The organism is Saccharothrix sp. CCNWYY140 (assembly GCF_037401995.1).
Taxonomy (GTDB): Bacteria; Actinomycetota; Actinomycetes; order Mycobacteriales; family Pseudonocardiaceae; genus Actinosynnema.
On the sequence record NZ_JBBEGC010000107.1, the window covers coordinates 1 to 26,101 of the forward strand.

Sequence of the window (26,101 nt, forward strand, 5' to 3'; positions counted from 1 at the left end):
AGGCCATACGGTGGGGGAACCGAGGCCCTCCACTTGTAGGTAACACCTACCGCGCGCTCCGCGCGCGAAAGGCGCGCGCTGCGCGCGCAAAGAACGTGCTGCGCGCGTGAAAAGCCGTGCTGCGCGCGCCAAAGCCCGCGCTGCTTTACGAAGTGGTGCGGCAGCGCGGGGAGTGGCGTTGTGCTTGTGCGTGTGCTTGCCCGGGGGCTTGTCAGCGGTTGATCTCGGTCACAGGGTGGTGGTAGCCCAAGTCCTCGACCGGCAGTGGGAAGGTGACCTTGCCGAACGGGGACAGAGCGCCCTGGACGTCGCTGGCCAGTTCGCTCACCGCGTACTTGCCGTCCGCGGGCGGCTCCGGCCAGTTCGGGTCGATGCGCTCGGGGCGGGCCTTGGCCACGGTTCCTCCTCGGGGGTGCTTCAGGTCGGGGACAAGTGTGCCTCACCGGGTCGCCCGCGTGCGCGGCCCTATACCGTGGTGGGGATGTCCGGCTCCACTCTCGCCGACTGGCTGCGCGCGCAGGAGGACTCCGCGCTCGTGGCGCTGTTGCGTGCCCGGCCCGACCTGGCCACGCCGCCGCCGGCCGATGTCACTGTGCTTGCCACTCGGATCGGGTCTCGCGCGTCCGTCTCTCGGGCTTGTGAGGATCTCGACACGTTGGCGTTGAGCGTCCTGGAAGCGCTGTTGGTGCTGGACGCGGACGTGCGGCCGGTCGCGCTCGACGACCTTGACCGGATGTTTGACGTGGATGTTCGGCCCACCGTCGAGCTGCTCAAGGACCGGGCGCTGGTGTGGGGTGACTCCTCCGGCTTGTCCACGCCGCCGGCCACGCGTGACGCTGTGAACCCGTTCCCCTGCGGGCTGGGGCGGTCGGTGCCCTCGCTCGCCGATGCGGACCTCGGCGCGTTGGGCGAGGACGAGCGGCGGGTGTTGGGGGCGTTGGCGGCTGGGCCGCCGGTCGGGCAGACCAAGGATGCCGCGCACGTCGTCTCGCTGGCCAACGCCACGACGCCGATCCAGAAGCTGCTGGCCCGGGGGCTGCTGGTGCGGCGGGACGCGTTGACCGTCGAGTTGCCGCGTGAGATCGGTCTCAAGGTGCGCGGTGAGCGTCCGTTGGGGGAGATCAAGACTGCCGAGCCGCCGCTGACGACGGTGCAGCGCGAAGCGTCGACCGTGGACAACACCGGCGGTGGCGAGGCGTTGGAGCTGAGCCGGCACGTCGAAGGGCTGCTGACGCTGTGGTCGGACGAGCCGCCGGCCGTGTTGCGGTCCGGTGGGGTCGGGGTGCGGGAGTTGCGGCGGGTCGCCAAGGACCTCGACGTGGACGAGCGGCGGGCCGCGTTGCTGGTCGAGCTGGTCGTGAACGCGGGGCTGGTGGCCGACAGCGAAGGTGCCGAGCCGGAGTGGGTGCCGACCACGCAGGCCGACTCCTGGCTGACCGCGGCCCCGGAGCACCGGTGGGCGGCGTTGGCGCAGGCGTGGCTGGACCTGCCGCGGCTGCCGGGCCTGATCGGGCAGCGTGACGACCGGGACCGGCTGCTCAACCCGCTGGCCCCCGAGCTGAACCGACCCGGTGCGCCCCGGGACCGCCGGCGCATCCTGGACGCCCTCGCCGCGCTGCCGCCGGGTACGGCCGTGCCGGACGTGGCCGAGCTGGCCGCCGTGTTGGCGTGGCGGGCGCCTCGGCGGGGTGGTCGGCTGCGGGACGAGTTGGTGCGGTGGACGGTGGACGAGGGCACGTCCGTGGGTGTGTTGGCGTTGGGTGCGCTGACCGCGCAGGGGCGGACGTTGTTGTCCGAGGGTGCCGGGCCGGCGGCGAAGAGGTTGGGTGACGCCCTGCCCGCGCCGGTGGACCACGTGCTGGTGCAGGCGGACCTCACGGTCGTCGCGCCGGGACGCCTGGAGCCGGAGCTGGCGGAGGACATCGCGCTGGTCGCGGACGTCGAGTCGGCCGGTGGGGCGACCGTGTACCGGGTGCACGAGGGGTCGGTGCGGCGGGCGTTCGACGCCGGGCGGACGGCGGCCGAGTTGCACGAGCTGTTCCGGGCCAAGTCCAAGACGCCGGTGCCGCAGTCGCTGACCTACCTGATCGACGACACCGCCCGCAAGCACGGGCGGCTGCGCGGCGGGGCGGCCGGGTCGTTCCTGCGCTGCGACGACCCCGTGCTGGTGGCCGAGGTCGTGGCGCACCCGGCGGCGGAGCGGCTGGAGTTGCGCCGCATCGCGCCGACCGTGCTGGTCAGCCCGTACCCCCTGGCCGAGGTGGTGGACGGGTTGCGGGCCGCCGGGTTCGCGCCCACCGCCGAGGGGCCGGACGGGCGGGTGCTGGACCTGCGCGTGGCGGGCCGGCGCATCCCGGGCAAGGGCAGGCGGCGGGTGGCCGTGTCGACGGTGCCGTCGGACGAGCAGCTGGGCGAGCTGGTGCGCCTGGTGCGCGCGGGCGACCGGGCGGCGGCCACGACGGGCGGCGCGCGGGTCGCGGTGCCCGGTCACCTCGGGGCCGGTCCGTCGGCGACGCTGGACCTGTTGCAGCGGGCCGCGCGCGAGGGGCGCGGTGTGCTCGTGGACTTCGTGGACGGGCACGGGACGGCCGCCCGGCGGGTGATCAAGCCGCACGTGGTCGGCGGCGGCGTGCTGGAGGGCGTGGACGTCAGCTACGGCGAGGTCCGCCGCTTCCCGCTGCACCGCATCACGTCGGCCGCCCTGGTCGAAGACGACCCTGAGTGATGCCCGTTCGGGGCGTTTGAGCACCCCACCGGGTCCCCGTCCGCGCTCTAGCTTGTGAGGCGCGGCAAGAACGTCCGACACAGGGCCGCACCAGGGGCGGGCGTCACCCCGCTCGCCGGTCCCGCCCGGGCGGTCTCCCACGACGAGGCCGTCCCGGAGCGGGCCGCTCATCGACCCTGCGTGATGCCCGTACGGGTAGTCGTGACCACCCGCCAGTGCCGCTCCGGTGACCTAGCGTCGAGACGGGTTTTCCCTGTGCGAGAACCAACTCGAGAGGAGTGGCGCATGTCCATCATCCGAAGGGTCCTGCTGGCCGCGGCGACGGCGGCGGGCGCGCTGGCCCTGTCCGCGGCTACGGCCACGGCGTCGCCGGCGACGCCAGACCGCGGCGGCGACCAAGAAGGCTGCAACAACGTGATCGTCTCCAGCATCGTCTTCGGCGGCGCTCACAACGAGTGCTACAACGAGGAGAACCACTGGAACGACGACCACGGCGACTGGTGGGACGATCACCACGACTGGTGGGACGACGACTGGCACGACGACGAGTGGGACGACGACTGGGACTGGGACGACTGACCGGCCCCACCGACTCCGGGCCTCGGCCTTGACGCGGGCACGGCAAAGGGCGGTCTCCCACCCGGGAGACCGCCCTTCACCCGGTCCCGGTAGGACACGCGAGGGAGGAACTGCCGATGGCCCGGTCCTGGAAGGACGTGAAGGCCGCCAAGGCCCGCCGCGACCGAGCTGCCGGGCGTGACATGGCGCAGGCCCGCGAAGACGCGCACAACCGCACCGAAGCCCTCGTCGTCGGTTTCCGCTTGGCCCAGCTGCGCGAACAGCGCGGGCCGTCCCAGGGGTGACGCGGACAGCGCGAAGGGCGGTCTCCCACCCGGGAGACCGCCCTTCACCACATCCCGCGGATCAGCCCGCGCGCACCGACATCCACTGGCGCATCGCGTGCTCCACCAGCGTGATCAACGTCTGCTTCGTCGACTGCCGGTTCCGAGCGTCGCAAGTCACTATCGGAACCGACTGGTCGATCGTCAACGCCTCCCGCACATCCTCGATCCGGTGGTGCAGCAAACCGTCGAAACAGTTCACACCCACCACGTACGGCAACTGCCGATCGTCGAAGAAGTCGATCGACGCGAACGCGTCCGCCAACCGCCGCGTGTCCACCAGCACGATCGCACCGATCGCACCGCGCACCAAGTCGTCCCACATGAACCAGAACCGGTGCTGACCCGGCGTACCGAACAGGTACAGGATCAGGTCCTGGTCCAACGACACCCGACCGAAGTCCATCGCCACCGTGGTCGTGACCTTGTTCGGCGTCGCCGACAAGTCGTCCACACCCGCGCTGGCCTCCGTCATCACCGCTTCGGTGGTCAGCGGAACGATCTCCGACACGGAACCGACGAACGTCGTCTTGCCCACACCGAAACCACCGGCGACCACGATCTTCGCGGAAGTCGTCGGCTTGCGAGCGCCTTCGGCCGCGTTGGGGCTAGAGCCTGCGAAGCCCACTGAGCACCCTCTCAAGGAATTCAATGGACGGCCGGTCCCCCACGACCAAGCCACCCTGGTGAATCAAAACCAAACCCATGCTCGCCATGTCACCGATCAACACCCGCACCACGCCCAGCGGGAGCCGCAGGTGCGCCGCGACCTCCGCCACCGAGCGCGTGTCGGTGCACAGGCCGCAGATGGACCGGTGTTCCGGCAGGACCGCCGCGTCCCGTTCCATTCCCCGCTCGCTGGTGGACACCAGCGCCTCGATGGCCAGGTCGTAGTCCGGCCGCGTGCGACCGCCGGTCCGGGTGTACGGGCGGACCAGCGAGCCGGACTCGGCCGCGGGGTCCTCCTCGTGTCGCACGACCGGCTGCGGCCCGGTCGCGTAGGGCAGTTGTTCCGGCACGCTGTCGGGCAGGCCGTGGGCACCGAACAGATCGGCTCCCGGACCTCCGAACAGGCCGCTGCCGTACCCGTCGATGTCGAACCGGTTGGGGACGTCGTCGTAGTCGTACGACGAGTCGTCAACCTCACGCTGAGACATATCGCCTAGCCCCTGCCCTGTGCCTTCTCCCCGTGGTGGCTCGGCCGGCCGACCGGCCCACGGGTTGGATGCGTGCTCGGCTTCCTCGTCCTCTGCGGGGTCGGCATCCGGCTCAGCGAATTGGAAGCCACCGACCGCCCACTCCTGGTAGTTGAAGTTCCTACCGAAGCGGCGTCCGCCGGCGCCAGATCGTTCAGCCATTTACCGCTCACCCCCACGATCTCATGAGGACTACCGCCGAACCACGCCCTGGAGCTGCGCGCGCAGCTCCGGGGTGAGCTGCTGGCCGACGCGCTCGACCAGGAGGGTCATCTCGTAGGCCACGAGACCGATGTCACAGTTCGGGGCCGCGAGGACGGCGAGGCACGAACCGTCGCTGATGGACATCAGGAACAGGTACCCCCGCTCCATCTCGACCACGGTCTGGTTGACGGCACCGGCCTCGAAGCACCGCGCCGCGCCGGCCGTGAGGCTGACCAGTCCGGACGCGACCGCGGAGAGCTGTTCGGCGCGGTCCCGGGGTAGTCCCTGGGAGCCGGCGAGCAGCAGCCCGTCCGCCGACACGACCACGGAATGTGCCACACCGGGAACCCGGCGCACGAAGTCGGTGATAAGCCAACCAAAGCTGCCTGGCTGAGCTGCGGTCGTCACTCCTGCTCCTCGTCTTGCCGGCTCGACATGTCACCAGCGTAAGCGTCGATCAACGCGTGTCGCCCTCGACGGACGCCCTGCTGAAGACTCGACATGCGTCCACGGATCGCGTCAGCGCTCCGTGGGGGCAGCGGGGGCCGCTGCTGCGGTTGCCGTTCCGCGGACGGGGTGGTCCTCGGAGCGGCGCTTCCCGGCACAAGCTGAGCCTTGGGCACCCGCTTGGGCAACCCTGCCTGTGTCGTGGTCTCGGGGGTCTTGCTGAGCAGGGCCTGGGCCGCCTGCCAGCCTTCGTCGGCGGGCGACTGCCACACCGCCTCGGCCGAGTCGGCCTCGGCGGGCTCGGGCTCGACGACCGGCTCGGGCTCGGTCACGCGGGACACCTCCGCGGCGCGCTTGGGCAGGTGGTCGGCCGAGCCGGGCCGGCGCTTGGGCAGGCCGGCCGCGCCCTCGGTGAACGGCCGGGCCTGGTCGGCCTCGCGCGGGGCGACCGGCGGGTGCGCCGGGCCGCCTTCCGTGGTCGGCGCGACCGGGGGCACCGGCTGGGGCTTGCGCGTCGGCAGGGACGACGGCTGCGGCTGCGGAGCCTCCACGGCGGGCTCCGGCGCCGGCGGGACGTCCTGCGCGGTCGCGGCGTTGGTCTCGCTGCCCACGGCCTGGAACCACTGCGAGAGGACCGCCTCGTAGATCGGCAGCCGCTCGGTGGGGGCGTCCAGGTCGTCCCGGCTGGGGGGCGCCGCGGCGGCGGGCTCCGGCGCGTGCGGCGTCGAGCCGTTGCGCCGGGAGGGCTCCACCTGCTGCGGTTCCGGGTGGTCGGCGAAGGCGTCCACCAGCGGTTCGCCCGCGAGCCGGCTCTCGATGGCCGGGGCGAACTGGGTCGTCTCGAACCCGTGCTGGTCGGCGTCCTCGTCCTCGTGGCGGTCGGAGTAGGCGGTGAACAGCGTGGGCTCGCCGAAGGAGCCGGACGGCTCGTTGTCGACGTCGCGCCCGGTGAGCCCGTCGTCGACCGGCAGCCACGGCTGGGAGATCTCGGCGGGGGTCTCCGCGGGCGTCTCGCCGAAGGACGGCGGCGCCGCCGCGTCCGGCTCGGCGTCGCTGTGCACGAAGCTGACCGGGAAGGCCGGCTCGTCCTCGACGCGCGGCGTGGACGCGGTGAAGGCGCCCGCGATGCCGCTGTTGCGCTCCGCCGGGTTCGAGTAGCCGCCGAGCGAGCCGCCCAGGGAACCACCGAGGGAGCCGCCCAGCGAGCCGCCGCCGAGGGGTTCGCCGAACCCGCCGGCCAGGGGCTCGCCGAACGCGGACACCTGGGGTTCGCCGAACGCCGACACCGTCGGGGCCGCCGCGGCGGCGCCGGGCGAGGACACCAGGGTGTCGGGGACGACGACGAGCGCGGTGGTGCCGCCCTCGATGTCCTCGTTGGCGCGCAGCCGGACCTTGATGTCGTGCCGCTTGGCCAGCCGCGCGACCACGTACAGGCCCATGCGGCGGGACACGGCGACGTCGACCTCGGGCGGGTCGGCCAGGCGCTCGTTGGCGTCGGAGATCTCCTGCTCGGCCATGCCGACGCCGCGGTCCTGGATCTCGATGGCCAGCTCGCCCTTGCGGGTGCGGGCCGTGCGCACGGTCACCTTGGTCACCGGGTCGGAGAACGCGGTCGCGTTGTCCAGCAGCTCGGCGATCAGGTGCACGAGGTCGTTGACGGCGCGGCCCTGGACGGTGAGCTCCGGGGTCTGGCCGACCTGCACGCGGGCGTACTGCTCGACCTCGGACACCGCGGCGCCCAGGACCTCGGCGGCCGGGACCGGGCGGGTCAGGCGGCGGGAGAGGTCGGTGCCGGAGAGGACCAGGAGGTTCTCCGAGTTGCGGCGCATGCGGGTCGCGAGGTGGTCCAGCTCGAACAGCGAGGCCAGCTGGTCGGGGTCCTGCTCGTCCTGCTCCAGCCGGTCGATCAGGTTGAGCTGGCGCTCGACCAGGGCCTGCGAGCGGCGGGACAGGTTGACGAACATCGCGTTGACGTTGTCGCGCAGCAGCGCCTGCTCGGCGGCCAGCCGGACCGCTTCGCCGTGCACCGCGTCGAACGCCCGCGCCACCTGGCCGACCTCTTCGCGGGTGGTGATCGGCACCGGCGCGATGGCCGTCTTGGCCGCTTCCTGCGGGTTCGGGTCCTTGAGGATGTTGGCCACCGCGTCCGGCAGGCCGTGGTCGGCGACCTCGAGCGCGGTGCGGCGCAGGGTGCGCAGCGGGTTGAGGATCGAGCGGGCCACGAACAGGGCCATCACGATCGCCAGCAGCAGCGCGCCCAGGACGAGGATCGAGTCGTAGAGCGCCGCGGTGCGGGCCTCGCCGGTCAGCTCGTCGGTGCGGTTCTGGAGCTGCTCCAGCAGCAGGTTCTCGACGTCCCGGGTGAGGTTGACGGTCAGCGTGGACGCGATGTCCCACTTCTCCGGGCGCAGCGACGACAGGCCCTTGCCGGCAGCGGCCAGGTTCAGCGCCGACTCCTGCATGTCGTTCGCGGTGTCGACGATCAGACCGGTGACGGTGTCGTCGTAGATCTTGGCCTGCTCGGGCGTCGCGGACTTGCGGAAGTCGTTGCGGGCGGCGTCGAGCTCGGCGTTCGCGGCCAGCAGCGCGCGGGTCTGGCCGGGGCCGAAGGCGCCCCGCTGGAACACGTCGAGCATGATGCCGCGCTTGCGCGACTCCTGCTCCTTGACGCGGGCGATCGCGTTGGTGGCCAGGTGCAGTCGCACCAGCTCGGGGTTGTTGATGCCCGCGATGGCCTGCTCGCCGAGGTCCAGGAGGCTTTCCACGGACTCGGAGTAGGTGCGCAGCACGGCGTCGGACGGGTAGGCGGTGTCCCGGACGGCGTTGCGCAGGCTGTTGAGCCGGGTCAGCTGCTCGGAGGCGCGGCGGAACCGGGCGACGACGTCGTCGTCGAGGTCGCCGCTCAGCTCGGTGATCTTGGTCTTGAGCGCGTCGGACGTGTCGTTGACGCGGCGCAGCTGCCGGTCGAGCACGACGCGGTCGAGCTGCTTGCCCGACGCCACGTGGCTCGCGCTCAGGTCGCGTTCGCGCTGGAGCTGCTGGACCAGGTCGGCGACCGCGGCCTCGAGCTGGATCTGGTTGGCGAGCCGGTTGAACTCGGTCGCGTCCCCCAGGTCGGACTGCACGCGCAGACCGCCCAGCGCCAGCGCCGCGACAGTCGGGATGAGCAGCACGGCGGCCAGCTTGGTCGGCAGCTTCCAGTTGCGCAGCCGCCAGCCCGCCGCGGTGGCGGCGTTCTTCTTCCGCACGTCGGTGCTCGGCCCAGCGCCCGTTGACTCGGTCACAGTTCCATCACGCAACGCAGCCAGTCCGTCACCCGTTCCGGGGCTATCGGAGCGTGGGGGCATCCCCACGCCAGCCTGGCTGGGACCTCTCTCTCGTCGGGCCACCCTGGGCTTCCTCTTCCGGCAGCAGTGTTCCCCGGCCTCTCCCCCGGACCGAAGCATGGACACGAAAAGTGGGCCGAATTGCAGCACAGAGGTGGTAGCGCCGGCTAGGCCACCCCACCCCGGAGGGGACACGACGGTCCGCTTGGACCTTGTGCCACCCGGCCGGTGAGCGTAGTGCCGCACCCCTGCCCCGGGGAAGACTCCGGAAGCACTCACCGTATCTGCCGGGACTGTCGTTTCACACCTCCGGGTGGTTACCATCCCCCGCATCGGCGTTTCTGGCCGAGAATTCTGTTGATCAATAGGACCGGCTCAAGAGGTCGTGCGGCGAGAGGTGCCATGCCAACCCCAGCGCGTGTTCTACGGCGTGCGGCAGCGTTGTTCGCGTGTGCCGCGACCCTGACGGCCTGTGGGCTGCTCCCCGGGACCGCTAGCAACGACACCCCCGAAGTGGAACGCAACACACTGCGCATCGGTGTGATGCCCGTCGTCGACGTGGCCCCGCTCAAGCTCGCCACGAACGAGAAGCTGTTCGAGAAGGCCGGCCTGTCGGTCCAGCTCGTGACGCTGAGCAGCGAGGAAGAGGGCCTCAAGCAGCTCGACACCACGCTGGACATCACGTGGGCCAGCCACGTGAACCTGTTCCGCACGGTCGCCGAGGGCACGCAGCTCCAGCTCCAGGGCGAGGCCTACCAGGCGGGCGTCAACACGATGGCGCTGGTCACGACCGACGCCGAGTACGACAGCCCGGCCGCCATCGAGGCCCCGCGCATCGCCGTGAACAGCGACAAGGACATCGGCGCGCTGACCACCAAGGCCGTGCTGGACACCGCCGGCATCGAGAAGCAGCGGATCAACCTGCGGGTCATGCCGTTCGACCAGATGGTCAACGCCCTGCGGGCGGGCCAGGTCGACGCCGCGTGGATGACCGAGCCGTTCATCACCAAGGCCCAGAAGGACGTCGGCGCGCGGATCGTCACCGACACCGCGGTCGGCCCCACCAAGGACTTCCCCATGTCCGGGTACGCGTCGAGCAAGAAGTTCGCCGACGCCAACCCCAAGACGCTGGCCCTGTTCCGGCAGGTCCTGCGGGAGGCGCAGCAGCTCGCGTCGAACAACAAGCTGGGCGTGCAGGACGCGCTGACCGGCTACGTCGACGTCGACCAGCAGACCGCCGCCCTGGTGTCGGTCGGCACGTTCCCGCTGTCGCTCAACCCCATCCGGCTCCAGCGGGTGGCCGACATGATGGACACCGAGGACGTCCTCCCGGGCCGCCTCGACGTCCAGGGATTGCTGCCACCGGGCACCACGAACTAGCACCCGGCGAACGCCGCCGACTAGCGCTGAGCGACCGCTTGGTCGCACGCTGTGGCTGATTTCCAGGGGCCTTCCACACTTGATCGTGGAAGGCCCCTTCGCCTATTTCGTCTCGCTCATGCAGATCGTCGTCGCGGGCTGTGAGTAGACGTACACCGTGTCGCCGCTCTCACACTGGTTCTCGTCCGCGGTGTTCGCGACCTTGGTCACCTTGTGCGTGGCCGAAGAACCACAGGTCACCTTGGTGGTTTTGGCCGCGACAATCGTTCCTTCCTGCTTGAAGCACTCCCCGGACTTCGCGTTGAGCACCAGGCACAGCTTGAACCCGTCACTGCGCCGGCCGCCGCTGTCGCGGTACTCGGCGTAGTCGCCGGTCGGGCACGCCTTCGTGCTGCTGTCGAGGTTGACGGCGACCTTGAACGCGGCCTCCGGGGAGGAGCAGTCGATCTTGTCGACGTCGGCCTTCGACACGGACACCGAGTTGACCTTGATGCAGTCGCCCGCGTCGGCGCTGCCCGGACTGTCCCTGCTCGCGATCAGGCCCGCGACCACGACACCCACGATGCCCAGGGCGACCAGCGCGATCAGGATCTTCGCGCCCTTCGAGGTATTCTGCTGGGGCGGCGCGGGGAACTCCGACTGGCCCGGCGGGGGCGGGTAGGCGCCGCTCGGCTGGCCCGGGAACGCGCCGGGCTGGCCGGGCTGCTGCGGGAACGGGCCGGTGCCGGGCTGACCGGGCTGGGGCTGGTACGGGGGCGGGTATGCGCCCGGCTGCCCCTGGTACGGCGGCGGCTGGCTGCCCGGCTGCGGCTGGTAGGGCGGCGGGTACCCCGGTTGGCCCGGCTGCGCGGGGAAGCCCTGCGGCTGGGACGGCGGGTAGCCGGGCGGGTTACCACCAGGCGGGTAACCACCGGGCACGTTGCCGCCGGGCACGTTGCCGCCGGCCGGGTAGCCACCGGGCGGGTTGCCTCCGGGCGGCGGGCCGTAGGGCGGGTTCGGGGGCGTGGTCACGCAGGTTCCTCTCGACGCTCGGGCGAGCCGGAACGTACCGCCGCCGCGCGACCCGCCGCAGCGGATTCCCCGCATCCCGGGCGCGGACGTGCGACGCGGCACACCCCCGCCGAACCGCCCGCGTCAGCCGCCGCTCTTGGCCAGGCAGAACGTGACCGACGGCTCCGGGTAGGCCACGGCCCGGTCCGGCTCGCACGTCGTGGGCGTGCCGTGCGCGACCTTCACCACCCGGACCGACTGGGCGGTCGTGCAGTCGACCTTGCGCAGGCCCGCCTGCTTGTCCCGGCCGTAGCAGTTGCCCTCGACGAAGTTGGGGATCAGGCACAGCGTGTGCGAGGACGTGTACTTGGTGTAGGGAGCGCCGCCCTGCGGGCACTCCGCGTCGACGTCGACCACCTTGGCGATCTTGACGTTGGCCTGGTCGTCCGCGCAGCTGGTGGTGCGGTACCGGGGCGCCTCCGGGCGACCCTCGATGTGCGCGCACTCACCCGGCTGCGGACGTGGCGCCCGGTCCTCACCGGCCATCATCAGCAGCGAGTAGTACCCGACCGCGACGACGGCGACCGCGACGACGACCCATCCGATCTTCCGCATGGTCTACGACATCGGCACGGCCGCCCGCCGGGTTGACGAGGTTCACCGCAAAGTGGTCACGCCCGACACGCGGGGACTACAGCTCCGCGGGTGCGAGGCAGTAGGTGACCTTGGGCTCCGGGTAGGACATGCCCGCACTGTCGGGGCACTGGGACAGGTCCACGGAGTCCTGGATCACCTTGGTGACCTTGATGGTCTCCGGGCCGGTGCACTCGGTCTTCACGAACCCGGTGCCGTCGTCGGGCTTGTAGCAGGCGCCCTCGGACATGTTGGGCAGCAGGCACAGCTTGTAGCCGTCGCCCTCGCCGTCCGCCGGGGACACCTCGGTGTACAGGCCTTCCTCGGGGCAGGCGTCGTCGGACTTGTCGAGGACCTTGCCGACCTTGTAGGAGGCGTCGTCCTCGTCGCAGTCGAGGGTCTTGACGTCGGCCCGGTTGTTCTCGTCCTGGCGGCCGATGCTGACGCAGTCACCCGCGTCCGCGGTGGCCCGCTCGCTGAGGACGAAGTACCCGGCGACGGCGATCGCGGCCACCGCCACGACGGCGAGCACGCTGATCAGCACCTTCCGCTTCGCGCCGCCGTCGGCGGAAGCGGGGGCGGGTGCGGCGTCCTCGTCGTCCGGCGTGACCAGGTAGCGCGACGCGGCGGCTTCACCGGCCGGCGGCTCGGCGTCGGCGGCACTGCTACCCGAGACGTTCGACGGCGCAGCGTTCGACTGCGGAACGATCGGATCCGGAACGATCGTTTCTGAGCCGATCGGTTCGGAGCCAGGGGCCGTGTTGCCGGGAGCGGCCTCCGGGGTGGTGGCGTCGTTCGTCGTGTCCGGCTTGGTCTCGCCGCCGTGCTCGGGCCGGCTCGGCTCGTCGCTCATGGTCATCCTCGCTGGACGGGTGCACGTGACGCCCCAGAAGGTAGCGGCACTCGCCCCCGGCCCGTCGATCAGGCGCACCCGGCCCGCTGCTCAGGCGTTTCCGTCCGCGCTCAGGCGCTCCGCACCGGGCTCACCCGTTCCGGCAGCGCTCAGGGGCCGAAAACGCGGCTGCCGCCCACCCGCGTGGGGTGAGCGGCAGCCGTTGGGCGCTAGGCCCGTCTTGCTATCGGGCGTTCTTGCGATCGGGTCGCGATCAGGCGTTCTCGCCGGGGGCGAAGCAGAGGGTCAGCTTCGGCTCCGGGTAGGTCAGCGGCGCGGCGTCGGTGCAGGCGGCCTCGTCGGCGGAGCCCTCCACCTTCTTGACCAGCTTGTACGCGCCGGACGACGAGCAGTCCACCTTCGGGTAGCCCATCGAGCTGCCCTCCAGCTGGTAGCAGTTGCCCTCGGCCATGATCGGGACCAGGCACAGCTTCGAGTCCGGGCCGCGGCGGGCGGTCTCGGTGTACTGGTCGTAGTTCTCGCTGCCGCACGACTCGCCCGTGCCGCCGAGCACCTTGCCCACGGTGTAGTTCGCCTCGGCCGAGCCGCAGGCGACGGTCTTGTACTCCGGCTTGGTCGTGGTGCCGGTCACGCTCGCGCAGTCGCCCGCCTTGGTCTGGGCGGCGTCGCTGGTGAAGTAGTTGAAGCCGTAGATGACCAGGGCCGCGACCACGAGGCCGGCGATCGAGGTGAGGATGCGCACCGCGATGTTCGACTTCTTCTTCTGCGGCGCCGGGGGCGGCAGCGGCGGCCCGGGAGGCATCGCACCCGGCTGCATCGGACCCGGCTGCATCGCGCCCTGCGGCGGGAACGGCGGCTGCTGCGGGGGCGGCGGGTAGTTCGGGTTGGGCGCGGGCGCGTCCGTGCTCATGGTGACCTTCGTTCACATCGGGGATCCCCGGAAGTCCATGCGTCGGGGCATGGCGGGAAGGTTTGGCACGTTATCCACTACCCCAACCGGGTGGCGGCAGATTTACCAAACCGAGTCCGTGCGCGGACGGTGACGAATCTGATCGCGGAATGCGATCGACTTGCACCCGGTTGGAACACTGGGGGTACGCCAACGACAGGAGTGCGTTCTCGTGACCGACGGCCCTTTGATCGTCCAGTCGGACAAGACCCTGCTGCTGGAGGTCGACCACCCGCTGTCGGACGACGCGCGCACCGCCATCGCGCCGTTCGCCGAGCTGGAGCGCGCCCCCGAGCACGTCCACACCTACCGCGTCACGCCGCTGGCGCTGTGGAACGCGCGCGCCGCCGGGCACGACGCCGAGCAGGTGGTGGACGCGCTGGTCCGGTTCTCCCGCTACCCCGTGCCGCAGCCGCTGCTGGTGGACGTGGTCGACACGATGGGCCGCTTCGGCCGGCTCCAGCTGACCAACCACCCGGCCCACGGCCTGGTCCTGAGCTCGCTGGACCGCGCGGTGCTGGAGGAGGTGCTCCGGCACAAGAAGGTCAAGCCGATGCTGGGTGAGCGCCTCGACGCCGACACGGTGGTCGTCCACCCCAGCGAACGCGGGCGGCTCAAGCAGCTGCTGCTCAAGATCGGCTGGCCCGCCGAGGACCTGGCCGGGTACGTCGACGGCGAGGCCCACCCCATCGACCTGGTCGAGGACGGCTGGCAGCTGCGCGACTACCAGCGGCTGGCGGCGCAGGCGTTCTGGGCGGGCGGCTCGGGCGTGGTCGTGCTGCCGTGCGGCGCGGGCAAGACCCTGGTCGGGGCGGCGGCGATGGCCGAGGCGCGGGCGACGACGTTGATCCTGGTGACCAACACCGTGGCCGGTCGGCAGTGGAAGCGGGAGCTGGTGGCCCGGACGTCGCTGACCGAGGAGGAGATCGGCGAGTACTCGGGCGAGCGCAAGGAGATCCGGCCGGTCACCATCGCGACCTACCAGGTGATCACCCGCAAGTCGAAGGGCGAGTACAAGCACCTGGAGCTGTTCGACTCGCGCGACTGGGGCCTGATCGTCTACGACGAGGTCCACCTGCTGCCCGCACCGGTGTTCCGGATGACCGCGGACCTCCAGTCCCGCCGCCGCCTGGGCCTGACCGCGACCCTGGTCCGCGAGGACGGCCAGGAGGGCGACGTGTTCTCCCTCATCGGCCCCAAGCGCTACGACGTGCCGTGGCGCGACATCGAGGCGCAGGGCTGGATCGCCCCCGCGGACTGCACCGAGGTCCGGGTCACCCTGACCGACAACGAACGCCTCGAATACGCGACCGCCGAGGCCGAGGAGCGCTACAAGCTCTGCTCGACGGCCCGCACCAAGCTCCCGGTGGTCCGAGCGATCCTGGACCGCCACGCCGGCGAGCCGACCCTGGTGATCGGCGCTTACTTGGACCAGCTGGAAACGCTGGGCCAGGAACTGGACGCACCGGTGATCCAGGGTTCGACGAAGAACAAGGAGCGCGAGGCGCTGTTCGACGCGTTCCGACGGGGCGAGCTGCGGACGCTGGTGGTGTCGAAGGTGGCGAACTTCTCCATCGACCTGCCGGAGGCGTCGGTGGCGGTGCAGGTGTCCGGCACGTTCGGCTCCAGGCAGGAGGAGGCGCAACGACTGGGGAGGTTGTTGCGGCCCAAGGGTGACGGGCGCCAGGCGCACTTCTACTCGGTGGTGTCGCGGGACACCTTGGACACGGACTACGCGGCACACCGGCAGCGCTTCCTGGCGGAGCAGGGGTACGCGTACAAGATCGTGGACGCGGACGACCTGCTGGGCCCGAAGCTCCCCGAAATCGGCTGACGCTGAGGACCACTCGATCGAGTGACATGCAGGATCTGAAACCGAATGGCCGGTCGCGCGTCCCGTGTTGTGGAGAGGTCGCGGGGACGGCGGGAAGTGAACCGGCCCCCGGCGGCGCGAGCGGCCGGGCCGGCCGGGGAGCTGGGGAGCCGGGGCTGGCTGGACCGGCAGGCCAAGCCGGATGGGCAGGCTGGCGCGGGCCGGGCAGGCCCTGGGCAGGCGCAGGCTAGGCAGGCCGGGCAGGCAGGCAGGGCCGGGCCGGGCCGGGCAGGCAGGGCCGGGCAGGCAGGCAGGCAGGGCCGGGCCGGGCAGGCAGGGCCGGGCCGGGCAGGCAGGGCCGGGCAGGCAGGCAGGGCCGGGCTGGGCAGCGGGCCAGGCGGAGCCTGACTGGCCGGGGCAGGACTGGGCGCTGGCCGGGCAGGACTGGGCGGCGCTGGGCAGGCCACGCGGGCAGAGCGCGCGTCGCCGGCAGGGCGCGCGCTGTGGGGGCAGGGTGCGGTGCCGGGCAGGTGGCGCCGGGCCGTGGAGGTCAAGCAAGCCGGGCGAGGCTCGGATTGGCGAGCAGGCCGTGCGGAAGGGTCGTGCTGCGGGCTGAGCGTCCGTGCCGGGTGGGCTGAGCGTCCGTGCCGGGTGGGCTGAGCGTCCGTGCCGGGCGGGCAGAGCGTCCGTGCCGGGCGGGCAGAGCGTCCGTGCCGGGCGGGCAGAGCGTCGGTGCCGGGCGGGCGGGGCGTCGGTGCCGGGCGGGCGGGGCGTGTGTCAGGCGGGCGGGGGTGTGCCAGGCGGGGCGTGTGCCAGGCGGGCGGGGTGTGGGGCGGGCGGCGTGGGGTGGGCTGGGGTGGGCGATAGGTTGGCTGTTGCGGGGGTTGTGGGGTTTGCGGGTGGCTGCGTGGCTGGGCTGCGTGGTGTGGCTGGGTGGTGGGCCTGGGATGGCGGTTGTGGTTCGGGGGCGGTCCTTGCCTCGGTGGTGGGTGTGGCGGCCTGGGGTTGAGGCGGCGGGGCTTGTGGGGCGGGCTGGTCGGCGGGCTCGGGTGGTGAGGGTGCGATTAGTCGTCGCCGTTGTGGTGCCCGTGGTGGGTGTGGTGGCGGTGGGGGTGCCGTTGGCTGCTTGGTGGGCGGTCGCGGTGGGGGTGGGGGTTGTTGGTTTGGCGGCGGTCGTGCCGGGGCGGGTGGCCGAGTGGGATGTCGTGGTGGCGGCGTCGGGGCGGGATGTCGTGCATTGCGAGCAGTTCGCCGATCCTGAGCAGCGGCGGCGGGCTCGGCGGTGGTGTGAGCACTTTCTCGCGGTGAGCGAAGGAGGCGGCTCGGCTCGGCTGGACCACGTGGAAGTGTTGCTGTGGCGGGCGTTGGTCGCCCTGCGGGAGAGCCTCGGCGTCCGGGACGCCCTCGCCCGCGCTGAGAACCGAGCCGGGCTGGCTGCCGAGATCGCCGAGTCGACCCGGGCGCTGGCGGATCTGGACCGGCGGCTGGACGAGTTCGCCGACGCCCTGCGCATCGCCCACGAGGAGGGTGACGACCCGGTGTTGGCGGAGAGAGCGATACGGAGGCTTGCCGCCCTCGACCCGATCCAGCCGGTGTGGGGACCGGCGGGCAGCGGGAGCAACAACTCGCGGGCGAACTAGGCTGCCGTGGGTGTTCGTCTACGCGATCCCACTGCGCAACCGGTTCCGCGGCATCACCGTGCGGGAAGGGGTGCTGGTCGAAGGGGCGCGTGGGTGGGGTGAGTTCTGCGCGTTCCTCGACTACGACGACGCCGAGTGCCTGCCCTGGTGGGAGACCGCCGTCGAGGCCGCCGAGCGGGGGTGGCCGGAGCCGGTTCGGGAGTCGGTGCCGGTCAACTGCACGGTGCCGGTGGTGTCGCCGGAGCGGGCCCACGCCATCGTCGCCGCCTCCGGGTGCGCGACGGCCAAGGTGAAGGTCGCCGACCCCGGGACGCCGCTGTCCGACGACCTCGACCGGGTCGCGGCGGTGCGGGACGCCTTGGGGCCCAAGGGAGCCGTGCGGGTGGACGCCAACGCGGCCTGGGACGTGGACACCGCCGTGCAGGCCATCCGTGCACTGGACAAGGCCGCCGGCGGACTGGAGTACGTCGAGCAGCCGTGCCCGTCGCTCGACGACCTCGCCCAGGTCCGGCGGCGGGTGGACGTGCGGATCGCCGCCGACGAGTCGATCCGCCGCGCCGAGGACCCGTTGAAGGTCGCGGTCGCCGGCGCGGCGGACGTTGCGGTGATCAAGGTGGCCCCGCTGGGCGGGGTGCGGCGTGCGCTGGAGGTCGCCGAGGCGTGCGGGCTGCCGTGCGTGGTGTCGTCGGCGGTCGAGACGTCGGTCGGGATGGCCGCCGGGCTCGCGCTCGCGGGCGCGTTGCCGGAACTGGACTTCGCCTGCGGACTCGGCACGTTGCCGCTGCTGGACGGGGACGTGGCGACCGCGTCCCTGGTGCCGGTGGACGGGGTGCTGCCGGTGCCGCGGACCGCGCCCGTGCCCGACCGGTTCGCCGAGTTCGCCGCCGACGAGGCCACCACGCGCAAGTGGTTGGACCGCGTCGCCCGGATCCGGCTCGGCTAGAGGACTTCCGGATCCGACTCCGGTTAGAGGACTTCCAGCATCTGCTTCGCCAGCGGACCCGAGGACGCCGGGTTCTGGCCGGTGTACAGGTTGCGGTCCACGACGACGTGGGGCTGGAACGGCGCCCCCGCCACGAAGTCCACACCCAACTCCACCAAGCGGTCCTGGAGCAGCCACTTCGCCCGGTCCGCCAGGCCCGCGAGCTTCTCCTCCTCGTTGGTGAACGCGGTGACCCGGTAGCCCGCGAACGCGTCACCGGTGGCGAGCAGGGCGGCGGGCGCGTGGCACAGCACGGCCAGCGGCGTCCCGGCGCGCAGCGCGGCGGTCAGCAGGCGGCCGGAGTCGGCGTTCACCGCGAGGTCTTCCATCGGGCCGTGGCCGCCGGGGTAGAAGACGGCGTCGTAGTCGGCGAGGTCGACGTCCTCCAGCTTGAGCGGCTCCCGGAGTTCCACGGCTCCGCCGAGCTCCGCCGCGACGGCGTCGGCCTGCGCCTGGCCGCCGTTGGCGTCGGCGGACAGGCTGCCCCGGTCGACGGGAGGCACCACACCACCGGGCGTGGCGACGACGACGGTGTGGCCGGCCTCGGTGAACGTCCGGCGGGGCGCGACGAACTCCTCCGCCCAGAAGCCGGTCGGGTGGGCGGTGCCGTCGGCGAGGGTCCAACGGTCGGAGCCGGTCAGCACGAACAGGATCTTTGCCATGTCCTCGACGGTAGGCCGCAGTGCCATCGGATCACCAATAGGATCGTCACCATGTCCCATAAGCCTGCTGATGGGTTGGACCTGGCGCTGCTGCGGACGTTCCTGGCGGTGCACCGGGCCGGGTCGTTCACGTCGGCGGCCCGGGTGCTCGGGCTGTCGCAGCCGACCGTGACCAGCCAGGTCCGCCTGCTGGAGCAGCGCTTGCGGCGACAGCTGTTCGAGCGGCTGCCGCGCGGCGTCCGGCCCACGTCCGTGGCCGACGAGCTGGCCGCCGAGGTGGCCCGGCCGCTGGACGAGCTGACGGCGGTGCTGGATCGGGGCCGACCGGCCGCGCCGCCCGAACCGGTGCACCTGGCCGGTCCGGCGGAGATCCTGTGCCTGCGGGTGCTGCCGGCGCTCGCGCCGCACGTGGCGGAGGGCCTGCGGCTGCGGATCACCACCGGCCTGACCGACGAGCTGCTGGAGGGCCTGCGGGCGGGCCGGTTCGACCTGGTGATCTCGACCCTGCGCCCGCGCGGGCGCACCCTGACCGCCGTCCCGGTGATGGACGAGGAGTTCGTGCTGGTGGCGGCCCCGCGGTGGGCGCACCTGACACCGGACGCACTCCCCGAGGCGCCGCTGCTGACCTACGCCGAGGACCTCCCCATCGCCCGCCGCTACTGGCGGCACGTGTTCGGCATCCGCCTGACCACCCAGGCGGCCGTCGTGATGCCCGACCTGCGCGGCGTGCTGTCGGCCGCGGTGGCGGGCGCGGGGATCACCGTCCTGCCCCGCTACCTGTGCGCCGAGGAACTGGCCTCCGGCGCCCTCGTCCCCCTGCTGGACCCCGAGGACCCGCCGATCAACACCACTTACCTGGCGCAACGGGCGGGCGCGACCCCGAACCGGCACGTGACCTTGGTCCGGGAGGTGCTGCTGCGCGAGGGCCGGACCTGGTGATCAGACCAGGTCGTCGATGCGCAACGAAATCGCGCAGGGAGCGGTCGTCTCGAACTTGCCGACCACGTCCGGGGCCTGCTGGTAACCGAATTCACCGGCCAATTGGCAATCGACCAGGGAGATCGGGTCGGCCAGGTCCACGATCCAGTACCGCGGAATACCGGCGGCGGCGTATTCCTCCCGTTTGATCACGTAGTCGGTGCGGTACGACCCGGGCGACACGATCTCGATGACGACCTCGACCTCGGACGCCCGGATCAGCCCACCTTCCTCCTCCACCCGCCGCCGCGCCGCACCCCGGACGATCATGAGGTCGGGCCGGCGGGAGAACCCCGGCGCACCGGGCGGGTTGAGCTCGAGGTCGAGGTCGATGGCGTGGATGACCAGCAGTTCTTCGGGCAACTGGATCTTCAGCTGTGCGGCGAGCTCGCCCACGGCGCGGTTGTGCGCAACCGACGGATTCGGCGACAACAGGATGCGCCCTGCCCTCAGCTCCGTGTAGCCGAATTCGACCTCACCGAGTTCCGCGTACTCGGCCACCGTCAACAAAACCGACACACCAACGACAGTGCCCTGATCAATTCAGGAATACAGTACCTCTTTCCGGTGATCACCGATGGGTGATGGTGCTGCCCATGCTGGAAACCACACTCTCGGTGCGCTGCAACGCCTCCACACGCCGAGGGGTCTTTTCCACCCGCGTCAGGTCCACCACCCGGATAGGCGGGCCGAACTCGACCAGCGTCGGCACGTACTCCGCCGCCACGACCTTCCACCCCGACGCGTCCTTCTCGAACTTGAAGCGCGTCACGATGCCCTCCTCCGTGATCCCCCGCGGCTCGGAGTGGCGGGCCACCTCGTTGCCCATGCCGTACACGACCCACTTGCCACCGATCTGCTCGATCGGTTGCACCGCGTGCACGTGGGTCCCGATGATCAGGTCCACCGCCGGGTCGGCCAGGATCGCCGCCGCCATCTCGCGTTGCTCCTCGGTGGCCTCGTGCTGGTACTCCGCGCCCCAGTGCAGGCTGGCCACCACGACCTCCGCGCCGGCCGACCGGGCGGCGCGCGCGGCGGTCAGCACGCCCTCCACGGACAGCTGGTTGGCCATCCACGGCTTGGGCAGCGGGATGCCGTTGAAGCCGTACGTGAACGCGATGTGCCCGACCTTCACCCCGCGCGCGTCCAGCAGCAGCGGGGTGGCCGACTCCTCCGGCGAGCGGAACGAACCGGTGTGGGCGAGGCCGGCCGCGTCCAGCACGTCCAGGGTCGTCTTGATGGCACCCGAGCCCCGGTCCAGGGTGTGGTTGGACGCGGTCGAGCAGGAGTCGTAGCCGATGGTCTTCAGGGCCGTCGCGACCTCCGGTGGCGCGCTGAACGCCGGGTAGCCGTAGGTCGGGGCGCCGGGCGCGGACAGCGGGGTCTCCAGGTGGCAGATCGACAGGTCCGCGTCGATCGCCTCCCGCAGCCCGGCCAGCAGCGGCACGAAGTCGCGGGCGCCGTCGGCGTCGGCCTGCTCGGTCAGGGCCGGGTGGATCAGGATGTCGCCGCCTGCCGCCAGGGTGAACGACGGCAGCGGTGGCGCGGAGGACGTCGTGGGCGCGGGTCGGGAGGACGTGATGACCACCGGCGACCCGGTGCAGGCCGCGACGAGGCAGGCGACCGGCACCAACCACGCCAGCCGCCTGCGGAGCGCGTTCAGCGCCGCCGCCTGCGGCGCAGGCCCACCAGGAACACGACGGCCAGGGCCGCCGCCGCGACCGGCAGCACCCGCTTGAGCACCGGCACGCCCGCCGTCTCCAGCAGGTCGAGCGGCTCGTCGGGCACGGCCCTCAACCGCGGCCGGGAGGCCTGCGAAGGGGGAGCAGTCACCTCCTCAGCCTCCCCCGGCACGAGCCGCGTCGCCAGGCAATCGGCGAACTCGTCCACGATCCGGCCGCTGACCTCGGTGATCAGCCCGCGCCCGAGCTGCGCGGGCCGCCCGGTGACGGCCAGGTCGGTCACCACGTACACGGCCGTGCCCTCGTCGGAGGGGTTGAGCGTCACGGTGACCGTGGCCGACGCGGTGCCGTTGCCCCGGCTGTCCTTGCCGGACGCCTTGATCACGGCCGCGTGCGCGTCCTCGGACACCGACGTGAACTGCCCGGACCCCTTGTACAGCAAGGTGACCGGGCCGAGCTTGACCTTGACGGTGCCGCTGAACTTCGGCCCCTCGACGTCGGTGAGGGTGGCGCCGGGCATGCACGGCGCCACCCGCTCCGGGTCGAGCAGGGCCGCCCACACGTCCGGCACGGGCGCGGGGATTGTGAACCGGTGTTCGAGCTTCATGCGCTCACCGCGGCGGTCACCGCCCGTTCGGTGAGCACCCGGGCCAGGTGGGTGCGGTACTCGGCGTCGGCGTTGCCGTCGGTCGCCGGGTCGGTGCCCTCCGCAGCCCGCGTGGCGGCCGTGGTGATGGCCTCGGCGGTGGCCGGCTGCCCGACCAGCGCCTCCTCCACGCCCCTGGCCCGCACGGGCGTCGGCCCCATGTTGGTCAGGCCCACCCGGGCCTCGGCGATCACCCCGCCGGACACCTTCAGCGCCGCCGCCACCGCCACGATCGACCAGGCCTGCGCGACCCGGTTGAACTTCTCGTAGTGCGCGCCCCAGCCGGGCAGCTTGGGCACCCGCACGTGGGTGAGCAGCTCGTCCGGGGCGAGGGCGGTGGTGAAGTAGTCGACGAAGAACTCCGCCGCCGGCACCTCCCGCGTCCCCTCGGGACCCCGGCACACCATCACGGCGTCCAGCGCCAACGCGGGCGCGAGCAGGTCGCCGGCCGGGTCTGCGTGGGCCAGGGCGCCGCCGAACGTGCCCCGGTGCCGGATCTGCGGGTCCGCCACCGTGTCGGTGGCCAGGCACAGCAGCCGGGCGTGCTCGCGGACCAGGTGGTCGCGCTGGACCTCGTAGTGGGTGGTGAGCGCGCCGATGAGCAGCGACTCGCCCTCGTCGTGCACGCCGGTCAGCTCCGTGAGCCCGGACAGGTCCACCACCAGCGTCGGCGCGGCCAGGCGCATCCGCAGCACGGGGATCAGGCTCTGGCCGCCGGCCATCACCTTGGCGTCCTCCCCGCCCTCGGCCAGCGCCCGCACGGCCTCCTCGACCGACCTGGGCGCCACGTAGTCGAACGCGGCCGGGATCATGCGCCACCTCCCTGCACGTCACTCGAACCCCGCACGTCACTCGAACCCTGCGCGTCGATCGAACCCAGGCCGCCGCCCGCACCGGGTGTCGCCGGGGTCTCGACCTTCTTGCCCTGCAACGCTTTCCACACCCGCATGGGCGTGCACGGCATCTGGATGTCGTTGACGCCCATGTGCCGCACGGCGTCGATGACGGCGTTGACCACCGCCGGGGTGGACGCGATCGTGCCCGCCTCCCCGACACCCTTGACGCCCAGCGGGTTGGACTCCGCCGGCGTCTCGGTGCGGTCGGTGGTGAAGTGCGGCAGGTCGGCCGCCGAGGGCAGCAGGTAGTCGGCGAAGGTGGCCGTGGTGAGCGTGCCGCCCTCGTCGTGGACGGCCTCCTCGAACAGGGCCTGCGCGATGCCCTGGGCGAGCCCGCCGTGCACCTGGCCCTCCACGATCAGCGGGTTGACCACCTTGCCGACGTCGTCCACGCACACGTAGGACCGGATGGTGACCTGCCCGGTCCGGGTGTCGACCTCCGCCGCGCACAGGTGGGTGCCGTGCGGGAAGGAGAAGTTGACCGGGTCGAACGCGGCGTCGGAGTCGAGCCCCGGTTCCACGCCTTCGGGCAGGTTGTGCCCGACGTGCGCGGCCACCACCACGTCACCCAGCGACATCGTGGTGGACGTGCCGCGCACGGAGAACGTGCCGGACTTGAAGTCCACGTCGTCCGGCGAGCACTCCATGAGGTGCGCGGCCACGGTCCGGGCCTTGGCCAGCACCTTGTCCGCCGCCAGCACGATCGCCGTGCCACCGACCGCGAGCGACCGGGACCCGTAGCTGTCCAGGCCGCGCGGCGCGACCTGCGTGTCGCCGTGCAGCACCTCGACGTCCTCGAACGGCACACCGAGCCGGTCCGCGACGATCTGGCTCCACGCCGTCTCGTGCCCCTGGCCGTGCGGCGAGGTGCCGGTGATCAGCTCGACCTTGCCGGTGGGCAGCATCCGGATGGACGCGTGCTCCCAGCCGCCGGCCGCGTACCGCAGGGCGCCGAGCACGCGGGACGGCGCCAGGCCGCACATCTCCGTGTAGGTCGAGATGCCGATCCCCAACTGCACCGGGTCACCGTTGGCCCGCCGCTCGTCCTGCTCCGCGCGCAGGGCGTCGTAGCCGAACAGCTCCACCGCACGCGCGGTGGCGGCCTCGTAGTTGCCGCTGTCGTAGGTGAGGCCCGCGACCGTGTCGAACGGGAACTCGTCGTGCGAGATCCAGTTCTTCTTGCGCAGCTCCAGCGGGTCCACGCCCAGTTCGGCGGCCAGCTCGTCCATGATCCGCTCGATCGCGAACGTGGCCTCGGGCCGGCCCGCGCCCCGGTAGGCGTCGGTGGGCGTCTTGTTGGTGAAGACGTTGTGGCAGATGAACTTGTAGGCCGGGAACCTGTAGATCGCGTTGTACATGAACGCGCCCAGGATCGGCACGCCCGGCGCCACCAGCCGCAGGTACGCGCCCATGTCGGCGAGCAGTTCCACGCGCAGGCCGGTGACCGTGCCGTCGCGCTTGGCGGTGAGGACGATCTTCTGCACCTGGTCGCGACCGTGGTGGGCGGACAGCATGGACTCGGTGCGCGACTCGGTCCACTTCACCGGTTTCCCGAGCCGGCGCGCGACCAGCAGCGTCAGCACCTCTTCGGGCGTGACCTGGAGTTTCCCGCCGAACCCGCCACCGACGTCGGGCGCGATGACCCGCAACTTGTGCTCGGGAACGCCCACCGTGGCCGCCAGCATCCAGCGCAGGATGTGCGGGATCTGCGTGGACGACCACAACGTGACCGAGTCCGCCGAGGGGTCGACCACGACCGACCGTGGCTCCATGAACGCGGGGATCAACCGCTGCTGCCGGAACGTCCGCTCGATGACGACCTCGGCCTCGGCGATGGCCTGCTCGACGTCGCTGCCGGTGCCTGCCTCCGCCGAGTCGTACACCCAGGTCGCACTCTTGTTGGACCCCAGGTCGGGATGCACGAGGTCCGCACCCTCGGCGACCGCCGCCTCCAGGTCGAGCACGACCGGCAGGTCCTCGTAGTCGATGTCCACCGCCTCCAGCGCGTCATGCGCCTCGGCAGCAGTCCGCGCGACCACGACCGCCACGACCTCACCGGCGAAGTTCACCTCGTCCACCGCGATCGAAGGCGCCGGCGGGGCCAGCATGTCCTCGGTGATCGGCCACGCACACGGCAGACTGCCCTGCTCATCGGCCAGGTCCCGCCCGGTCAACACGGCCAGCACCCCCGGCATGGTCACCGCCGCCGTGACGTCCAACGAGGTGATCCGCGCATGCGCCACCGGACTGCGCAACAACGCCATGTGCAACATGCCGGTGAGCTGGATGTTGTCGGTCCACTTGGTGGCACCGGTGACCAGCCGCGCATCCTCCTTGCGCCGCCTGGCCCGACCGATCTCCGGCTCGGCAGTGGCTGTCATTCCCCACCACCCAGGTGCTGGGGCGCCCGGTCGACAAGCCGCTGTTCGTCAACTTGCTCAGCCTCAGGACCGACCCCGGGACTCATCCTCTTGGCTGCGTCCCGAACCGCTTTGACGATGTTCTGGTACCCGGTGCACCGACAGAGGTTGCCTTCGAGCCCGTGCCGCACGGCGTCCTCGTCCGGATCGGGATCCTCAGCCAGCAGGTCCAGCGCCTGCATGATCATGCCGGGCGTGCAGAAGCCGCACTGAAGCGCGTGGTTGTCGTGAAACGCCTGCTGAACGGGATGCAACTGCCCGTCACGGGCCAACCCTTCAACGGTCGTGACCTCCCGCCCGTTGGCCTGCACCGCAAGCACCGAACAGGACTTCACACTGTGCCCATCAAGGTGCACCGTGCACGCCCCGCAGTTGCTGGTATCGCAACCCACGACCGTGCCCGTCTTGCCGAGCGCATCGCGGAGGTGGTGCACCAACAGCGTCCGGGGCTCAACCTCGTCGCTGTAACTCACCCCGTCCACGGTGACGGTGATCCGCATGAACCCTCCAAGCCTGTGGTGGTGATGGGGGCCACACCCGAGCCTGCTACCAGTTGCCACGTCAAACAACCCCCCGCCCCCATCCCAACCGGGTGATCACCCCCCACCCACACCCGCCGACCACCTCAACCACCACCCACACCACGCCCCCACACGCAAAGCCGCACGCCACGCTTTTCACGAAGCTGCCGCACGGCACACCCCTACCTGGGCTTCTTGCTTGTGTCATCCCCGTATGGCCTGCCCGAAGGGCTACCACGCTTTTGGTCGGGTGCAG

General features: G+C 71.6%; 24 protein-coding genes. 8 read left to right on the plus strand and 16 right to left on the minus strand.

What is annotated here, in order from left to right:
* Nucleotides 1–211: 211 nt before the first annotated feature.
* Nucleotides 212–397, minus strand: coding sequence for a hypothetical protein (locus tag WBN91_RS31090; RefSeq protein ID WP_121223421.1), 186 nt, complete (start codon nucleotides 395–397; stop codon nucleotides 212–214).
* A gap of 84 nt (nucleotides 398–481) precedes the next feature.
* Here WBN91_RS31090 and WBN91_RS31095 point away from each other — a divergent pair, with 84 nt between their 5' ends.
* The 3 genes from WBN91_RS31095 (at nucleotide 482) to WBN91_RS31105 (ending at nucleotide 3,588) form a co-directional block, all read left to right on the plus strand.
* Nucleotides 482–2,725, plus strand: coding sequence for a helicase-associated domain-containing protein (locus WBN91_RS31095; protein WP_337724972.1), 2,244 nt, complete (start codon nucleotides 482–484; stop codon nucleotides 2,723–2,725).
* Between the two features lie 285 nt (nucleotides 2,726–3,010).
* Complete coding sequence (locus tag WBN91_RS31100) at nucleotides 3,011–3,304, plus strand: hypothetical protein (RefSeq protein WP_337724971.1); 294 nt, start codon at nucleotides 3,011–3,013, stop codon at nucleotides 3,302–3,304.
* A 116-nt stretch (nucleotides 3,305–3,420) separates the two neighbouring features.
* Nucleotides 3,421–3,588, plus strand: a complete 168-nt coding sequence (locus tag WBN91_RS31105) for a hypothetical protein (protein WP_337724970.1) — start codon at nucleotides 3,421–3,423, stop codon at nucleotides 3,586–3,588.
* A 61-nt stretch (nucleotides 3,589–3,649) separates the two neighbouring features.
* On the opposite strand, the gene WBN91_RS31110 is transcribed toward WBN91_RS31105, so the two are convergent.
* The 4 genes from WBN91_RS31110 to WBN91_RS31125 are packed head-to-tail and all read right to left on the minus strand — an operon-like array spanning nucleotide 3,650 to nucleotide 8,758.
* Nucleotides 3,650–4,255: a GTP-binding protein gene (locus WBN91_RS31110; RefSeq protein ID WP_033432210.1), complete on the minus strand. Its 606-nt coding sequence runs from the start codon at nucleotides 4,253–4,255 to the stop codon at nucleotides 3,650–3,652.
* On the minus strand, nucleotides 4,236–4,985 hold the full coding sequence (locus WBN91_RS31115) for a DUF742 domain-containing protein (protein ID WP_121223424.1): 750 nt from the start codon (nucleotides 4,983–4,985) through the stop codon (nucleotides 4,236–4,238). The genes WBN91_RS31110 and WBN91_RS31115 overlap by 20 nt, the downstream gene beginning before the upstream one ends.
* Before the next feature lie 30 nt (nucleotides 4,986–5,015).
* Nucleotides 5,016–5,435 carry a roadblock/LC7 domain-containing protein gene (locus tag WBN91_RS31120; protein WP_189221129.1) on the minus strand — a complete coding sequence of 140 codons (420 nt, stop codon included), beginning with the start codon at nucleotides 5,433–5,435 and terminating at the stop codon, nucleotides 5,016–5,018.
* Complete coding sequence (locus WBN91_RS31125; RefSeq protein WP_337724968.1) at nucleotides 5,432–8,758, minus strand: nitrate- and nitrite sensing domain-containing protein; 3,327 nt, start codon at nucleotides 8,756–8,758, stop codon at nucleotides 5,432–5,434. Before WBN91_RS31125 ends, WBN91_RS31120 begins: the two co-directional genes overlap by 4 nt.
* A gap of 555 nt (nucleotides 8,759–9,313) precedes the next feature.
* Between WBN91_RS31125 and WBN91_RS31130 the strand changes: the two genes are divergently transcribed.
* Nucleotides 9,314–10,180 carry an ABC transporter substrate-binding protein gene (locus WBN91_RS31130; RefSeq protein ID WP_337724967.1) on the plus strand — a complete coding sequence of 289 codons (867 nt, stop codon included), beginning with the start codon at nucleotides 9,314–9,316 and terminating at the stop codon, nucleotides 10,178–10,180.
* A 102-nt stretch (nucleotides 10,181–10,282) separates the two neighbouring features.
* Here the strand turns inward: WBN91_RS31130 and WBN91_RS31135 are convergent, their stop codons facing one another.
* The 4 genes from WBN91_RS31135 to WBN91_RS31150 all read right to left on the minus strand — a co-directional run bounded on the left by WBN91_RS31135 (nucleotide 10,283) and on the right by WBN91_RS31150 (nucleotide 13,566).
* Entirely contained in the window at nucleotides 10,283–11,191 is a 909-nt protein-coding gene (locus WBN91_RS31135) for a DUF3824 domain-containing protein (protein WP_337724966.1), read from the minus strand.
* 123 nt (nucleotides 11,192–11,314) lie between these two features.
* The gene (locus WBN91_RS31140) at nucleotides 11,315–11,785 is read right to left on the minus strand and encodes an LppU/SCO3897 family protein (protein WP_337724965.1); all 471 of its coding nucleotides are present in this window, start codon (nucleotides 11,783–11,785) and stop codon (nucleotides 11,315–11,317) included.
* 76 nt (nucleotides 11,786–11,861) lie between these two features.
* Entirely contained in the window at nucleotides 11,862–12,656 is a 795-nt protein-coding gene (locus tag WBN91_RS31145) for an LppU/SCO3897 family protein (RefSeq protein ID WP_337724964.1), read from the minus strand.
* 253 nt (nucleotides 12,657–12,909) lie between these two features.
* Entirely contained in the window at nucleotides 12,910–13,566 is a 657-nt protein-coding gene (locus WBN91_RS31150; RefSeq protein ID WP_337724963.1) for an LppU/SCO3897 family protein, read from the minus strand.
* Between the two features lie 211 nt (nucleotides 13,567–13,777).
* Here WBN91_RS31150 and WBN91_RS31155 point away from each other — a divergent pair, with 211 nt between their 5' ends.
* The 3 genes from WBN91_RS31155 (at nucleotide 13,778) to WBN91_RS31165 (ending at nucleotide 18,001) form a co-directional block, all read left to right on the plus strand.
* The gene (locus WBN91_RS31155; RefSeq protein WP_337724962.1) at nucleotides 13,778–15,439 is read left to right on the plus strand and encodes a DNA repair helicase XPB; all 1,662 of its coding nucleotides are present in this window, start codon (nucleotides 13,778–13,780) and stop codon (nucleotides 15,437–15,439) included.
* 1,037 nt (nucleotides 15,440–16,476) lie between these two features.
* Entirely contained in the window at nucleotides 16,477–17,058 is a 582-nt protein-coding gene (locus WBN91_RS31160) for a hypothetical protein (protein WP_337724961.1), read from the plus strand.
* Nucleotides 17,059–17,068: 10 nt separating this feature from the next.
* Nucleotides 17,069–18,001, plus strand: a complete 933-nt coding sequence (locus tag WBN91_RS31165; RefSeq protein WP_337724960.1) for an o-succinylbenzoate synthase — start codon at nucleotides 17,069–17,071, stop codon at nucleotides 17,999–18,001.
* 23 nt (nucleotides 18,002–18,024) lie between these two features.
* Here the strand turns inward: WBN91_RS31165 and WBN91_RS31170 are convergent, their stop codons facing one another.
* A complete protein-coding gene (locus WBN91_RS31170) occupies nucleotides 18,025–18,702 on the minus strand; it encodes a type 1 glutamine amidotransferase domain-containing protein (protein WP_337724977.1) in 678 nt (225 codons plus the stop codon).
* A gap of 51 nt (nucleotides 18,703–18,753) precedes the next feature.
* On the opposite strand from WBN91_RS31170, the gene WBN91_RS31175 reads away from it, so the two are divergent.
* Nucleotides 18,754–19,641 carry a LysR family transcriptional regulator gene (locus tag WBN91_RS31175; protein ID WP_337724959.1) on the plus strand — a complete coding sequence of 296 codons (888 nt, stop codon included), beginning with the start codon at nucleotides 18,754–18,756 and terminating at the stop codon, nucleotides 19,639–19,641.
* Here the strand turns inward: WBN91_RS31175 and WBN91_RS31180 are convergent, their stop codons facing one another.
* Genes WBN91_RS31180 through WBN91_RS31205 form a run of 6 tightly spaced genes read right to left on the minus strand, consistent with a single transcriptional unit; the run spans nucleotide 19,642 to nucleotide 25,824 of the window.
* On the minus strand, nucleotides 19,642–20,199 hold the full coding sequence (locus WBN91_RS31180; RefSeq protein WP_337724958.1) for a Uma2 family endonuclease: 558 nt from the start codon (nucleotides 20,197–20,199) through the stop codon (nucleotides 19,642–19,644).
* Nucleotides 20,200–20,251: 52 nt separating this feature from the next.
* On the minus strand, nucleotides 20,252–21,310 hold the full coding sequence (locus WBN91_RS31185) for a CapA family protein (RefSeq protein ID WP_443217830.1): 1,059 nt from the start codon (nucleotides 21,308–21,310) through the stop codon (nucleotides 20,252–20,254).
* Between the two features lie 29 nt (nucleotides 21,311–21,339).
* Nucleotides 21,340–21,969 (minus strand): SRPBCC family protein, encoded by a 630-nt coding sequence (locus WBN91_RS31190; protein ID WP_337724956.1) that lies wholly within the window; start codon nucleotides 21,967–21,969, stop codon nucleotides 21,340–21,342.
* Complete coding sequence (locus WBN91_RS31195) at nucleotides 21,966–22,820, minus strand: FAD binding domain-containing protein (RefSeq protein WP_337724955.1); 855 nt, start codon at nucleotides 22,818–22,820, stop codon at nucleotides 21,966–21,968. Before WBN91_RS31195 ends, WBN91_RS31190 begins: the two co-directional genes overlap by 4 nt.
* On the minus strand, nucleotides 22,817–25,285 hold the full coding sequence (locus WBN91_RS31200) for a xanthine dehydrogenase family protein molybdopterin-binding subunit (protein ID WP_337724954.1): 2,469 nt from the start codon (nucleotides 25,283–25,285) through the stop codon (nucleotides 22,817–22,819). Before WBN91_RS31200 ends, WBN91_RS31195 begins: the two co-directional genes overlap by 4 nt.
* Complete coding sequence (locus WBN91_RS31205) at nucleotides 25,282–25,824, minus strand: (2Fe-2S)-binding protein (RefSeq protein ID WP_337724953.1); 543 nt, start codon at nucleotides 25,822–25,824, stop codon at nucleotides 25,282–25,284. The genes WBN91_RS31200 and WBN91_RS31205 overlap by 4 nt, the downstream gene beginning before the upstream one ends.
* Between the last annotated feature and the right edge of the window lie 277 nt (nucleotides 25,825–26,101).